Source organism: Xanthobacter sp. ZOL 2024, assembly GCF_052932325.1.
This window is the reverse complement of sequence record NZ_CM128808.1, coordinates 322,493-335,336: the sequence shown is the minus strand read 5'-3', so window position 1 is coordinate 335,336 and position 12,844 is coordinate 322,493. Positions and strand designations below refer to the sequence as shown.

The following is a 12,844-nucleotide window of genomic DNA, read 5'->3' as shown; positions in this document are numbered from 1 at the left end:
TTTCAGCCATTCAGGATGGATGTCGGTCATTCTAAAAACTGCGATCCATTCAGATCATGCCTGCGCTGAAAACAGATTCGCGCTATGCTATGCATTAGGTCACGTCTTCAACCTGGGAACACATTCGGGAGGGGAAGTTGCGAGCGTTTCTTTCTCATTCGTCCGTCGATAAATATTTCGTGGAGCGTGTCGCCGAGACGCTGCGGCCGGGCACATATGAGTTAGACTCGATCACATTCGATGCCGGACTAGTTAACTCAGAGGCTATACGAAAGGCATTGCAGCGATCTGACCTATTTTGTCTCTTTCTCTCGGAGTCGTCTGCACGTTCGACGTACGTAGAATTCGAGACGTTGCTAGGAATCGAATTCCTCGCTCGCGGAAATATTTCTAGATTTCTAGCTATATGCCTGGACGACGTGGCGTTCAATTTGGCTAGTGAGAATGTAAAATTTTACAATATAGTCCGTAAATCTCTCTCGCCAGAGTCGGCTGCGCGGTTGATACAAGGGCAGCTTGTATCGGCAAGCAGCAAGGCGCAAAGCTTTTCCCATCCGTTTATAGGCCGTGAAGAAGAGTTGAAGGCCTTAGATGATCAGGTCTCGGATCACAATAGGCCGAGCATAAAAGGCATTTATCTGTCTGGGAATGCTGGCACTGGAAGGCGTACGCTCGCCGGAGCCTTTTACGCCAATCATTTTCCTCATGTTGGTAAAGTGTTCCCGAAAATAAGGCTCTCCCATTACGACGGACCCGAGGAATTTTATCGAAACATCTTGTCGGAACTGCGCCCCACGATGACCGCACGAGAGCTGCGGGACCGCATGAGCAGCTTCAGCTTGGTCAATCCAGATCAAAGAATACGCATGTCGGCGCAGTTGCTTAATTCACTCTTGCCTAGCAATGAAGCTGCAATTATTTTGGATGAAGGCGGGATGCTCACTCAATCAGCTGATTTCAGCCCCGAAATTAGAAAGATAATCGATGAATTGGAGGCGCACCCACACCCTCCGGTGGCATTTATTTCGGGAAGAATGATGCCGCATCGGTATCGCGCAGCCCGGCCCGAGATCGCCTTCCTAGCGGTTGGCGCGCTAACCTGGGAAGCGTCGCTGAGACTTATGTCGACCTTGCTCAAGCGACACAAAATTGATGTTGACACTGAGCAACTTCAGCATCTTGCGAATTTATCCGACGCGCACCCGTACAACATATATCGCGTTGTGGAAGAGGTTGTTGAAAAAGGGGTGAAGCTATTCTTGTCCAATCCATCGGACTTCATCGAATGGAAGCATAGGCAGTCGTCGGAGTATTTTTCGCAGATTAAGCTGGACGACAATGATGTAGGCGTGCTTTCATTACTTAGGAACATTCGAGAGCTCGACTTCGACACTATCTGCGAAGCGCTTTCGATCGACGCCGCGCCGCTTGTCGAGAATCTGCAAAGGCTTGTTTTGCAGCATGTTCTAGAGTCAGATGGAGATCGCTTTCGCATTTCGCCCGCGGTTCGTATCGCAGTGGAGCGCGATCCTCGCGTTAAAATGCCAGCCGAGCGCCAAGCGGAGGCGACCGCAGTAGTGGCGCGGACACTGAGTCTCCGCCTCGAAGAGGGCACCGCGCCGGTGTCTTTAGTAGACGCGGCCGTGTTAGCAACGGTCGAAAGCGGCAGCGTGGCGACCACATTGTCGGCTGCTTTCCTGTTGCCTTCGCACTACGTTTGGCTGGCCAAGCTGCGCTACGATCAACATCAATGGACTGAAAGCATCCGGTTCAGTTCAGAAGCGCTCAAGGGCGAGGATCGCCTATCGACCAACGGCTTGGTTGCCGCTTGCCGTTTCCTATGCCTTGCGGCGGCGCGTACTGGGGCGGACGCAATTTTCGATAACGCAATAGCAAAGCTAAGGACCCGTGCTGGCGACGACTGGGCGCGCAGCAACGTCTACTATCTTGAGGGTTTCAGGCACCGTATGCGAGGTCGGCTGCCCGCAGCTCAGGAGCTTTTTCAAAAAGCCTACGACTTCCATCACGGCAACATATCGGCGATGCGTGAGCTTGCGGCAATCGCGCTAGGCTGCGGACTCATAACGCATTGATCCAGATGCGGGCGGCTGCGAGCTTGAGGGCCGCGAGGAAGTTGTCCGGCCGGCGATCGTATCGCGTGGCAAGGCCGCGCATCTGCTTGATGCGGTTGAAGAAGCGCTCGACGCGGTTCCTCTGGCGGTAGAGCCACGAGCTGAAGGCGAAGGTGCGCTTGCGGATGACTCGCGGCGGCACATTCGCGAACGTGCCGCGCCCGGCAGCCTCGGCACGGATGGCGTCGGTGTCGTAGGCCTTGTCGGCCAGGAGAATGCCCCCGGGCGCGAGACGGGCCAGCAGTTCGCGTCCCGCTGGAGCGTCGCCGGCCTGGCCGGCGGTCAGGGTGAGGTGGATCGGCCGTCCTTCGGCATCGACCACGGCGTGGATCTTGGTGGTCAGACCACCCCGGGAGCGTCCCATGCAACGATCGGGATCGTTTCCTTGGCCCCCTTTTTGATCGCGGCACCATGCTGGTGCACCCGAACGCAGGAGCTATCGATCATCACGATGTCGCCGTCATAGGTGGCCGAGACCGCCTCCAGCAGCCGGTCCCAGACCCCGGCGGCCCGCCAGCGCACAAAGCGGTTGTAGAGGGTTGTGCGCGGGCCATAGCGTTCCGGCACGTCCCGCCACGGCGCCCCGGTGCGGAACCGCCAGAGGATGCCGTTGATCACCCGACGGTCATCCACCCGCGCCACGCCGCGCACCTTGTTCGGCAAAAGCGGCCCGATGATCGACCATTCCTCATCCGTCAGCTCGTGCCGGCGCATCTCTCAAGCTCCCAGTTTGGCAGCTTGAATCACGACACAACCAGACACGCAAATTTATGGGGCCACGTCCTAGCTAGAGGCCATCTAGACAAGGCGGAGGGTCTGGCTCGTGAAGCGCATGGCTATGCCCGATCTAACGCTTACTTAGTTGATATGTTACTCACTATTTTAATTCGAAGACGCACGCATGGATCGGTAACGAGCGAGATTGAAGACTTGTTCGCTGTTCTCGAAAAAGTAGGGGAGGAGGACGGTCGGTCATTTTATACGACACGTAGAGCAGAATACGAATATCTGTGGGGAGACAATAAGCGGGCGGCGGATCTCATTGACAAAGCTGCGGAAAAAACCCCGACGATATTTGAAGTACGGAGACTGCAAGCGGAAATATATCTGAAAGCTGGAAATCAGAGCAGAGCAAATCAAGCAATCAAAATGATGGAAAGAATGATGGAAGACAGAGAAGTATATGATAGGCGATCTAACTATCGGATATTCCTAGAGACGAAGGCGCAATATCTGGCAGATGTCGGTCAATTCACAGATGCGAAAAGGCTCTATGATGATACTGCCTATTTCACAGAAGAAGAGAGGGATAAGGCCGTGAAGGACATTGAAGTGGCTCAGGCGTTTTACAGCAAGACGCGACGCTAAGCTCGCTCATATATCGGGTTGAGTTGAACATTGGTGCTGCAGCATGCGCTAGGCGGCAGATATCGAAATATTCGCACTCGAAACGGCTCTGACAAAAAGTGGCCCCCCTCCGGCCCTCTCTCCGGTCGCCCCCCAACTGGCGCGCAATATGCCTGCGGGGGTGCGGGCCCGGCGGTTTGGTCGGGTTTACGACGCAGAACCCGACAGGAGCCGATCTTGCCCGTATTGCAGGAAACCCGCGTCAGCGTTGCCCTCGCGCCCGCCAAGCCGGTTGGCCTGGCCGATCTCGGGGTGCCGCTCGATGACGCCACCGTGGTGAAGAAGGGCCGCGTGCACGAGTTCCATCAGCTTTTGGCGGAAGGCGCCATCGGCCGGCGGTTCCAGGATCTGAAGGTCATCGCCATCAAGACCACCGAGGCGGGGCTCGCCGGCGCCACGGTGTTCGTGCAGTTCGAGGTGTTCGGCGACAACACGGCGGCGGTCGGCCCGGCGGGCACGTTCGAGGCCACCTTCTTCGCCGGGGAGCGGGTGCTGGCCACCGTCGCCTCCAGCGATCTGTTCCTGCCCTATGCCAGTTTCTGGTACGCCAACCGCTTCGTGTTCGCGCTGCCGCTCGCCGATTTCGACGCCGCCGACCGCATGGCGTTCATCGCCACGCCCGCCGAGGTGCGGACCGTCTAGGGGCGGAGGGGGCATGATCTATCCGTGTGTGACGCGCGTTCCCCATCGCCTGTTGGGCGACATGCTGCGCATGAAACTGAGCGAGACGGTGTCTTTCGACCTCACCCTGGAGGAGGGGCACACCCTGTCGCGGGCCTTCACCGCGGTGGCCCACGATTTTCGCCGCACCGACGCGCTCTATCTGAGCCCGGTGGGGAGCGATGATGCATTTTCCGCCGCGGTCGACGCCGGCGGCGTCCATGTGGAAACCCCCGCGGGGCCCCACCACCTCAGCTGGGAGGACGTGAGCGAGCTGGCGGAGCGGCTGGCGGTGGAGTGAGGGGGCCGGCCCGTCCTCAATTGGACCAGTGGTCGATCCACATGCGCTCGCCGATGGTGCAGGAGATGCGCGGGGCGCCGGCGGCCGTGGGCACCACGAGACCCGGGCCCGGCGGCGGCGCCACGCCGGCCACCTCCAGCACCAGCTTGGTCTTGATGGCGCGGGCGAATTCGCTGGTCCGCTCCACCGGGATCACGAACGCGCCCGGCCCGCCGATGACGCAGTCTTCGTAATAGACGTCGATCTCCGGCACATCGATGGCGGCCGAGCTGCCCCGCTTCAGCACCAGGGGCAGGCCGTTGATGGTGATGCCCCGCTGCACCACCGCGTCGCGCACCAGGTGAACCGGCGGCCCCTGGTTGTTCACCCCGTCGCCCGAGACGTCGATGACCCGGCGCAGGCCCTTGAAATCATTCTGGTCGAACAGGTCGGCGCTGAACAGAAGGGCGCTGGAAATGGAGGTGCGGTAGACCCGGTGCTGCGGCGCCGTGGCGATGGCGTCGGCAAAGGCGCGGGCGCTCTGCGGCCCGTCGATCAGCTGCCAGTCCACCACCACCCGTTGCTCATGCTCGCCGGCCCATTCCACATAGATGACGGCGATGCGGCCCTGGGGGCCTTCCCGCAGCGCCTGCAGGAATTCGGCGGAGGTGATGGCGCTCACATAACCCTGGCGCTGCAGGGTCTGCTCTTCCGTGTCCATGGAGTAGGACACGTCCACCGCCAGCACCAGCTCGAGGTCCACTGGCCGCCCGCCGGCATCGGCCGCCGCAGCGCCCGGCGCCAGCAGCAGGGCGAGGCCGGCGCCCCGCAGGCCGGCGTGCCAGATCCACCCCCATTGTTCCCGCCAAGACGTGCGCGTGCTCATGCTGTGTCACTCCCCGACGGGCGGTGTCCACCGCGACATTGCGTCGCGATGATGCTGACACCTTCCGGTCGGGGGCAAAAGAGCTGAGCCGCCTGTTTTCCCCTTGAAGTGGGGGCTACTGGTCGACGGTCTCCGTATCGACGATCTCGATGCCAAAACCGCCGAGCCCCACATAGGTGCGGGTCTTGGAGGCCAAAAGGCGGATGGAGACGATGCCGAGATCCCGCAGGATCTGGGCGCCGAGGCCCACCTCGCGCCAATGGCGGTCGCGCTCGGCCTCGCTCGGGGTCATCTCGCCGGCGCCCATGGCCGCCGGCGGCACGCCGGCGGTGCCGTCGCGCAGATAGACCAGCACGCCGCGGCCCTCCGCGTCGATGCGCTCCAGCGCCTTCTGGATGGTCCGCCCACCGGCGAAGGCGTCGGCGATGGGGTCGGCCCGGTGCAGGCGCACCAGCACCTTCTCGCCATCACCGATGCGGCCCTTCACGAGGGCCAGATGGTTCACCGAGTCGAAGGGGGTGGTATAGGAATAGCCCTGCAGCTCGCCCACGCAGGTGGGCACCGGGAATTCGGCGGCCCGGGTCACCAGCTTCTCGCGCGACTGGCGATAGGCGATGAGATCGGCCACCGAGATGCGGGTGAGTTTGTGGGTATCGGCGAACTCGGCCACCTGGGCGCCGCGCTTCACGGTGCCATCGTCATTCACCAGCTCGGAGATGACGCCCACCGGCGGCAGGCCGGCGAGGCGGCACAGGTCCACCGCCGCCTCGGTATGGCCGGAGCGCATGAGCACGCCGCCTTCCTTGGCGATGAGCGGGAACACGTGGCCGGGCCGCACGAAATCGGCGGCCCCCATGTTGGGATTGGCGAGCGCGCGCACGGTGTTGGTGCGCTCTTCCGCCGAGATGCCGGTGGTGGTGCCGTGCTTCACGTCGATGGAGATGGTGAAGGCGGTGCCGAGCGGCGCGTCGTTGGCCGACACCATGGGGTCGAGCCGCAGGCGCTTCGCCTCGGAGGGGGGCAGCGGCGCGCAGACGATGCCGGAGGTGTTGCGGATGATGAAGGCCATCTTCTCCGGCGTCGCCAGCGAGGCGGCAACGATGAGATCGCCTTCATTCTCACGGTCATCGTCGTCAGTGACGACAATGATCTCGCCGCGGGCGAAGGCTTCGATGGCGGCTTGGACGCGGGCCTGGGTGGTATCGGTCACGGGCAATTCTCGCACGCTGAGCGGAGGAAGACCGAGGAAGTCGTTGGGCGTCACCTCGTGGCCGGTGGCCTCTGCGATCCTCTCGGCCGTCTCGCGGGAGATCCAGGCCCTGTCATCGTTGCACAGCGCGGTGACGCTGGCGGGCGACAAGCCCACCTGCCGCGCGAACGCGCTGCGCTTGGTGCCGGTGCTGGAAAGCCATTCCGCGAGCTTCATGGCCCCACCATAACGCCGCGAATTTCAGTGACAATGAAAAACGCGAAATTTCGCTATCACTGAAATTTGCCGTCAGCGGGGAAACGGCCAGTGTGTACCGTCCCCCACCTGGCCGCGATGGCGCAGCAGGTGATCGGCGAGCACGCAGGCCATCATGGCTTCGCCCACCGGCACCGCGCGAATGCCCACGCAGGGGTCGTGGCGGCCCTTGGTGAATAGCTCCGTCTCTTCGCCGAACTTATCGACGGTCTGGCGCGGGGTGAGGATGGAGGAGGTGGGCTTCACCGCGAACCGCGCGACGATGGGCGCGCCGGTGGAGATGCCGCCCAGAATGCCGCCGGCGTGGTTGGCGAGGAAGTGGGGGTGGCCCTCATTGCCGCGCCGCATCTCATCGGCATTCTCCTCGCCGGTGAGGCGGGCGGCGTTGAAGCCCTCGCCGATCTCCACCCCCTTCACCGCATTGATGCCCATGAGGGCGCTGGCGAGATCGCCGTCGAGCTTGCCATAGAGCGGTGCGCCGAGGCCCGCCGGCACCCCTTCCGCCACCAGCTCCACCACCGCGCCGATGGACGAGCCTTTCTTGCGGATGGCATCGAGATAGTCGGTCCAGGCCGGCACGGTGCCGGGATCGGGGCAGAAGAAGGGGTTGTTGTCCACTTCCGCCCAGTCCCAGCGGCTGCGGTCGATGGCGATGTCGCCGATCTGCACGAGGGCGCCGCGCACCACCACGCCCGGCAGCACCTTGGCGGCGATGGCCCCCGCCGCCACCCGGGTGGCGGTTTCCCGCGCCGAGGAACGGCCGCCGCCGCGATGGTCGCGGATGCCGTATTTGATGTCATAGGTGAAATCGGCGTGGCCCGGCCGGTAGGCGCCGGCGATGTCGGCATAATCCTTGGAGCGCTGGTCCACATTCTGGATCAGGAGGGCGATGGGGGTGCCGGTGGTGACGAGCCCGCCGTCCGGGTGGGGCAGGGTGCCCGACAGCACCTCCACCGCATCGGGCTCCCGGCGCTGGGTGGTGAAGCGCGACTGGCCCGGCCGGCGCCGATCGAGCGCCGCCTGCACCTCTTCCAGGGTGAAGCGCAGGTTCGGCGGGCAGCCGTCCACCACGCAGCCGATGGCCGGCCCGTGGCTCTCGCCGAAGGTGGTGACGCGGAACAGATGCCCGAAAGTGTTGAACGACATGGCGCGACCTTGTTGCCTCTGCTGTGCTCAATAGACGAGCCCGGCCGCGATGCAAACGGCGGCGCGCCGCATCGAGGGCCCGATCGGGCGCGCGATGCCCTCTCTGATGCGTTCTCGGGTGCGGCGGCTGGGCGCGGCAACGCGGCGCCGTTCGGCAGCTGCCCCAATCGGCGGCAGATGTGCTAAGGAGGAGCCGACGGAGCCCTATTTCCCGCCATGCCTTTCCTTGAAATCATCATCGTCCTGGTCCTGGTGCTGCTCAATGCGGTCCTCGCCGCCGGCGAATTGTCCATCGTCTCGTCCCGCCCCGCGCGGCTGAAGCCCATGGCGGAGCGCGGCCAGCGTGGCGCCCGGGCGGCGCTCATGCTGGGGGCCGAGCCCGGCCGCTTCCTCTCCACGGTGCAGATCGGCATCACGCTCATCGGCATTCTGGCCGGCGCCTTCTCGGGCGCCAGCCTCGGCGCCCAGCTGGGCGATGTGCTGCGCGATGCCGGCATGCCGGCCGGCTTCGCCGGGCCGGTGGGCTATGCCACGGTGGTGGCGGCCATCACTTATGTCTCGCTGGTGATCGGCGAATTGATCCCCAAGCGCATGGCGCTGCAGAATCCGGAGAAGCTCGCCTGCCTGGTGGCGCCCATCATGGTGGCGTTGTCCAAGGTCTCTGCCCCGGCGGTGTGGCTGCTGGATGGCTCCACCCGCATCATGCTGCGCCTGCTGGGCGCCGGCGACGATGGCCGCAACGCGGTGACCGACGAGGAAATCCGCGCCATCATCACCGAGGCGGAGACCGCCGGCGTCATCGATCCGGCGGAGCGGCGCATGATCTCGGGGGTGATGCGCCTCGCCGACCGGCCGGTCACCGCCATCATGACGCCGCGCCCGGACGTGGAGTGGGTGGATATCTCCAAGAGCCCGGACGAGGTGCGCGCCGCCCTTTTGGACACGCCCCATTCCCGCCTGCCCGCCTGCGAGGGCTCGCCCGAGGAGACGGTGGGCGTGATCCAGGCGAAACGGGTGCTCGACGCCTATCTGAAGGGCGAAAATCCGGACCCGCGCGATTTCGTGCAGCAGGTGCCGTTCCTGGTGGAGAGCGTGGGCGCGCTGGAAGCCATGCGCATCCTGCGCGGCGCCTCGGTGCCCATGGGCATCGTGGTGGATGAATATGGGGACATGGCCGGCGTGGTGACCGGCTACGACCTTCTCGACGCCATCACCAGCACCGTGCCGGTGGACGAGCAGGGCGAGCCCGGCGAGCGCAATATCGTGGAGCGGCAGGACGGCTCCTATCTGGTGGCCGGCGATACGCCCATCGACGAGCTCATGGAGCTTTTGGCCGTCGACCTGCCGGTGGACGAGGGCTACCACACGGTGGCGGGCTTCGCCCTCTCGCGCATCAAGGAACTGCCGGAGGAGGGCGCGGTGTTCCACGACCTCGGCTGGCGGTTCGAGATCGTCGACATGGACGGGCGCCGCATCGACAAGCTCCTGGTCTCCCGCCCCCACGTCCTCCACCGCCAGAAGGTCGCCGGCGGGGAGTGAGGGGCGGGCGCGGGCTGCGCGCCGAAGCAGCCCTTTGTCGTCCGTAGCCGCGCCGTCCGCTCGTTCGCTCCCTCTCCCGCCTGCGGGGGAGGGCTGGGGAGGGGAAAGGCGCAACGCTCCGGGTCTGCGCCGGCGCTTGGAGTTTGGCTCCCGCCCATTGGCGGATGAGGTGCGCGCGGCTGCGGGGCGTGCCCCCTCCCAACCCTCCCCCGCAGGCGGGAGAGGGCTTTAGCGCGCGCCCTCCGCCATGTGTGGCGGCTCCGGCCCGCGGCCTTAATCCCGTCGTGCGAGTGAGCGCAGGAAGCCTTCGTATTCCTCGGTCAGCTCCATATCCACGCCGAACGCATTCTTCAGGAGAAGGTTGGCGATGAAGGCCTGGTCGTTGCGCGGGTCGTCCAGGGTGTCGCGCAGCACCGGCACCGTGTCCTCGATGTGCTTGAGGAAGGCGATTCCCTTCTCCAGGGTTTCGGTCCACTTGGCGCGGTGCCACAGGGCCAGCGGATACATGATCTCGTGCACGAAGTTAGATTTGCGGGCCTTTTCAAAGAAGCGCAGGCCGGCGCTCCAATTCTCCTTGGCCCGCAGCGGCGGCGGCGGAATGTCGCCGAGCAGCATCTTCTTGCCCGCCTGGCCGACGAAATCATCCAGCGTCACCGGCGCGTCGATCTGGGCGCGGAAGTGCCAGAGGGCGAAATTGCCGGGATATTCCTTGCCCATGGCGGCGACGAGCGCCTCTTCCACTTTGTCCACGGCGGCCTTGTCGCCCTTGAGCGCGGCGGTCATGGCGAAGGCGAACAGGGTGTCGTTGCCCACCGTGTGGACGCCGCCGGTGGCCAGCTGCTGGGGCGTCAGGGTTGGCGTCTTGCCGTCCACCGGGGCCACCGGCTCGCCGGCGCGCTGGGCCATGATGTAGGCGGTGATCTCCAGCCACGGCACGTAATGGGTGATGAAGGCGTCGGGGTCCACATGCACGATGGCCAGGTTGAGGGGCATCTTGCGCTTCTGCAACTCGGCCATATCGGTCATGGAAACCCCCGGGGCAATGGGACAATGAGGCAAAGGACGCCGTGAAAAATGGCGCGTGAAGGCGACGCGACGCCGCCGCGTCGGCTTCACGACACGGGGACGCGATGCGGCGCGCCGCGGAGAAAACGCAGCAAGAACAATGCCAGGGAAGGGGTGGGACTCAGTCAGCGACGGCGAAGCGGCCGCCGGAGACCACATAGACCGCGCCTTGCCGCACCGGCAGGCCGGAGGCCTCCGCCACCGGCATGCCGGCGAGCACGTGCAGCGCCGCGCGGATGACGCCGCCATGGGTCACCACCACCGCATCCCCGGGCAGCTCGTTGATGGCGGCGGCCACCCGGTGGCTGAGCTGAACGTAGTTCTCGCCCTCCGGCGGGGTGAAATGCCAGGGGTCGCGATCGCGCTTGCGCACCGCGTCGTAATTGCGCCGCCGCAGCTCCGGCCAGGTCTGGCCTTCCCAGCGGCCGAAAGAGAGCTCGGCGAAGCGGATGTCGGTGGCGAAATCGTGCGCCGGCAGATCGAGGCTGGTGCGCAGGATGCGCATGGTCTCGGTGGCGCGCACCAGCGGACTGCAGACGAAGGACAGGGTGTGCGGTGGGCCGGCGAGGCGGTGCAGCACCCGGCCGACGCTGCCCGCCTGAATGCGCCCCAGGGCATTGAGCGGCACATCGCGGCGCCCCTGCAGGCGCCCGGCGACGTTCCAATCGGTCTCGCCATGGCGCACCAGGAACAGGCGGCGCCCGCCCGGCGGCGGCGCGGCGCCCTCTTCGGTGCGGCGGGCGGGGTCCATGCCGGCGGTGTCGCCGGGGGCGGTGCTCAACGGGCCGGCACCGGCACGACGTGATCGTACCAGGCCCCGGTCACCGGATAGGTCACGCGCAGGGAAACGGTTTCGCCCGGCCGGCGCGGCCCCTTGTAGGTCACCACCGTGCCCTTGAGGGTCTGGCCCACGCATTTGGTGGTGGCGCCGCCATTCAGGCCGAGGGCGCCGCCATCGATGCCGGTGGCGACGAAGCGGCCGAAGCCGATGCCGATCTTGGCGCCGGCCGGGGCCGACAGCACCTTGATGGTGGGCACCTGGGTCTGCTGGCAGTTGAAGTCGGTGGTGCCCGCCGCGAAGATGGCGCCCTTGGCCGAGCCGACGCCGGTCATATAGGACGTGCCGCCCTCGCTGGGGTTGGAATAATCGGGAAACAGCGCGCCGCCCGGGCCGAAGACGCGGTCGCGCAGCGGATATTGCTGGAAGGTCGGCAGGGTCTGGGCGACCGCGCCGCCGCAGAACGCCGGCGCGCCACCGAGGAGGGCGACGGCCACGACCATCCGCAGAGCTGTCCGCATCATCAGTCTCCTGTGCGTGCGCCCGAGGCCCTCAGTCCTGCGCCAGAGCGAGGTCGGGGGCGTCCGGGTGCTTCATGCCGACGATATGATATCCGGCGTCCACATGGTGCACTTCGCCGGTCACACCGCGTGACAAATCGGAGAGGAGATACACGCTGGTGTCGCCCACCTCGTCGGTGGTGACGGTGCGGCGCAGCGGCGAATTCAGCTCGTTCCACTTCAGGATGTAGCGGAAATCACCGATGCCGGAGGCCGCCAGGGTCTTGATGGGGCCGGCGGAAACGGCGTTCACGCGAATCGCCTTGGGGCCGAGGTCGGCGGCCAGATAGCGCACCGAGGCTTCCAGCGCCGCCTTGGCCACGCCCATCACGTTGTAATGGGGCATCCACTTCTCGGCGCCGTAATAGGTGAGGGTGAGCAGCGAGCCGCCCTCGGTCATCAGCTTCTCGGCCCGCTGGGCGATGGCGGTGAACGAGTAGCAGGAGATGAACATGGTCTTGGTGAAATTGTCCGCCGTGGTGTCCACATAGCGGCCATCGAGCTCGTCCTTGTTGGAGAAGGCGATGGCGTGCACCACGAAGTCGAGCTTGCCATAGAGCCGGGCCGCCTCCGCGAACACCGCGTCCAGGGTCTCCGGCTCGGTCACGTCGCAATGACCCACCACCTGGGCGCCCAGCTCGTTGGCGAGGGGCTCCACCCGCTTCCTCAGGGCCTCGCCCTGGTAGGTCAGGCCAATCTCCGCGCCCTGGGCGCGGGCCGCCTTGGCGATGCCGTAGCCGATGGATCGGTTGTTGGCGACACCGAGAATCAGCCCGCGCTTGCCCTTCAGAAGACCGCTCGCGAAACCGTCCGTCGCCATTTGCCCGTACTCCACATTGTCAAAATCATTACAGCCACACGGAGAGACCCCGCGGGCCGGCATCCTATGGCATGGGGCCATCCACCGTTCAAGCGAGCAAGGTGCA

At 64.8% G+C, this 12,844-nt stretch carries 13 protein-coding genes and 1 pseudogene; 6 read left to right on the top strand and 8 right to left on the bottom strand.

The window, feature by feature from the left end; genetic code table 11:
* Positions 1 to 137: 137 nt before the first annotated feature.
* Positions 138 to 407: pseudogene (locus tag ACU4E7_RS01770) on the top strand (toll/interleukin-1 receptor domain-containing protein); the annotation flags it as partial.
* A 12-nt stretch (positions 408 to 419) separates the two neighbouring features.
* Positions 420 to 2,093, top strand: coding sequence for an ATP-binding protein (locus tag ACU4E7_RS01765; protein WP_447021703.1), 1,674 nt, complete (start codon positions 420 to 422; stop codon positions 2,091 to 2,093).
* On the opposite strand, the gene ACU4E7_RS01760 is transcribed toward ACU4E7_RS01765, so the two are convergent.
* Positions 2,080 to 2,846, bottom strand: a protein-coding gene (locus ACU4E7_RS01760; protein WP_447020197.1) for an IS5 family transposase whose coding sequence is annotated in 2 segments (ribosomal slippage) — positions 2,080 to 2,523 and positions 2,526 to 2,846 — 765 coding nt in all. Because the reading frame shifts where the segments join, the coding sequence is not laid out codon by codon here. The genes ACU4E7_RS01765 and ACU4E7_RS01760 overlap by 14 nt on opposite strands.
* Positions 2,847 to 3,062: 216 nt before the next feature.
* Between ACU4E7_RS01760 and ACU4E7_RS01755 the strand changes: the two genes are divergently transcribed.
* From ACU4E7_RS01755 to ACU4E7_RS01745, 3 genes are all read left to right on the top strand, one after another.
* Positions 3,063 to 3,500, top strand: a complete 438-nt coding sequence (locus tag ACU4E7_RS01755) for a hypothetical protein (protein ID WP_447020435.1) — start codon at positions 3,063 to 3,065, stop codon at positions 3,498 to 3,500.
* Between the two features lie 216 nt (positions 3,501 to 3,716).
* The gene (locus ACU4E7_RS01750) at positions 3,717 to 4,181 is read left to right on the top strand and encodes a hypothetical protein (RefSeq protein ID WP_447020434.1); all 465 of its coding nucleotides are present in this window, start codon (positions 3,717 to 3,719) and stop codon (positions 4,179 to 4,181) included.
* Positions 4,182 to 4,194: 13 nt separating this feature from the next.
* The gene (locus ACU4E7_RS01745; RefSeq protein ID WP_447020433.1) at positions 4,195 to 4,500 is read left to right on the top strand and encodes a hypothetical protein; all 306 of its coding nucleotides are present in this window, start codon (positions 4,195 to 4,197) and stop codon (positions 4,498 to 4,500) included.
* A gap of 16 nt (positions 4,501 to 4,516) precedes the next feature.
* Here ACU4E7_RS01745 and ACU4E7_RS01740 read toward each other — a convergent pair whose 3' ends face one another.
* From ACU4E7_RS01740 to aroC, 3 genes are all read right to left on the bottom strand, one after another.
* Positions 4,517 to 5,365 (bottom strand): DUF1194 domain-containing protein, encoded by an 849-nt coding sequence (locus tag ACU4E7_RS01740; protein WP_447020432.1) that lies wholly within the window; start codon positions 5,363 to 5,365, stop codon positions 4,517 to 4,519.
* A 115-nt stretch (positions 5,366 to 5,480) separates the two neighbouring features.
* Positions 5,481 to 6,791 carry a 3,4-dihydroxy-2-butanone-4-phosphate synthase gene (gene ribB, locus ACU4E7_RS01735; protein WP_238120759.1) on the bottom strand — a complete coding sequence of 437 codons (1,311 nt, stop codon included), beginning with the start codon at positions 6,789 to 6,791 and terminating at the stop codon, positions 5,481 to 5,483.
* Positions 6,792 to 6,863: 72 nt separating this feature from the next.
* On the bottom strand, positions 6,864 to 7,976 hold the full coding sequence (gene aroC, locus ACU4E7_RS01730; RefSeq protein WP_447020431.1) for a chorismate synthase: 1,113 nt from the start codon (positions 7,974 to 7,976) through the stop codon (positions 6,864 to 6,866).
* A gap of 216 nt (positions 7,977 to 8,192) precedes the next feature.
* Here aroC and ACU4E7_RS01725 point away from each other — a divergent pair, with 216 nt between their 5' ends.
* Positions 8,193 to 9,515 carry a hemolysin family protein gene (locus ACU4E7_RS01725; RefSeq protein WP_238120761.1) on the top strand — a complete coding sequence of 441 codons (1,323 nt, stop codon included), beginning with the start codon at positions 8,193 to 8,195 and terminating at the stop codon, positions 9,513 to 9,515.
* Positions 9,516 to 9,788: 273 nt separating this feature from the next.
* Here the strand turns inward: ACU4E7_RS01725 and ACU4E7_RS01720 are convergent, their stop codons facing one another.
* The 4 genes from ACU4E7_RS01720 to fabI all read right to left on the bottom strand — a co-directional run bounded on the left by ACU4E7_RS01720 (position 9,789) and on the right by fabI (position 12,738).
* Complete coding sequence (locus tag ACU4E7_RS01720) at positions 9,789 to 10,541, bottom strand: hypothetical protein (protein ID WP_447020430.1); 753 nt, start codon at positions 10,539 to 10,541, stop codon at positions 9,789 to 9,791.
* Between the two features lie 160 nt (positions 10,542 to 10,701).
* Positions 10,702 to 11,361 carry a histidine phosphatase family protein gene (locus tag ACU4E7_RS01715; RefSeq protein WP_447020429.1) on the bottom strand — a complete coding sequence of 220 codons (660 nt, stop codon included), beginning with the start codon at positions 11,359 to 11,361 and terminating at the stop codon, positions 10,702 to 10,704.
* Complete coding sequence (locus ACU4E7_RS01710) at positions 11,358 to 11,882, bottom strand: hypothetical protein (RefSeq protein ID WP_238120764.1); 525 nt, start codon at positions 11,880 to 11,882, stop codon at positions 11,358 to 11,360. The genes ACU4E7_RS01715 and ACU4E7_RS01710 overlap by 4 nt, the downstream gene beginning before the upstream one ends.
* A gap of 28 nt (positions 11,883 to 11,910) precedes the next feature.
* On the bottom strand, positions 11,911 to 12,738 hold the full coding sequence (gene fabI, locus ACU4E7_RS01705; protein WP_238120765.1) for an enoyl-ACP reductase FabI: 828 nt from the start codon (positions 12,736 to 12,738) through the stop codon (positions 11,911 to 11,913).
* Positions 12,739 to 12,844 lie beyond the last annotated feature (106 nt).

What these genes read in the sequence shown, in the direction of transcription:
- ACU4E7_RS01720 (WP_447020430.1), bottom strand. Translation starts at nt 10,541, where the DNA reads ATGACCGATATGGCCGAGTTGCAGAAGCGCAAGATGCCCCTCAACCTG.
- ribB (WP_238120759.1), bottom strand. Translation starts at nt 6,791, where the DNA reads ATGAAGCTCGCGGAATGGCTTTCCAGCACCGGCACCAAGCGCAGCGCG.
- ACU4E7_RS01710 (WP_238120764.1), bottom strand. Translation starts at nt 11,882, where the DNA reads ATGATGCGGACAGCTCTGCGGATGGTCGTGGCCGTCGCCCTCCTCGGT.
- fabI (WP_238120765.1), bottom strand. Translation starts at nt 12,738, where the DNA reads ATGGCGACGGACGGTTTCGCGAGCGGTCTTCTGAAGGGCAAGCGCGGG.
- ACU4E7_RS01745 (WP_447020433.1), top strand. Translation starts at nt 4,195, where the DNA reads ATGATCTATCCGTGTGTGACGCGCGTTCCCCATCGCCTGTTGGGCGAC.
- ACU4E7_RS01740 (WP_447020432.1), bottom strand. Translation starts at nt 5,365, where the DNA reads ATGAGCACGCGCACGTCTTGGCGGGAACAATGGGGGTGGATCTGGCAC.
- ACU4E7_RS01725 (WP_238120761.1), top strand. Translation starts at nt 8,193, where the DNA reads ATGCCTTTCCTTGAAATCATCATCGTCCTGGTCCTGGTGCTGCTCAAT.
- aroC (WP_447020431.1), bottom strand. Translation starts at nt 7,976, where the DNA reads ATGTCGTTCAACACTTTCGGGCATCTGTTCCGCGTCACCACCTTCGGC.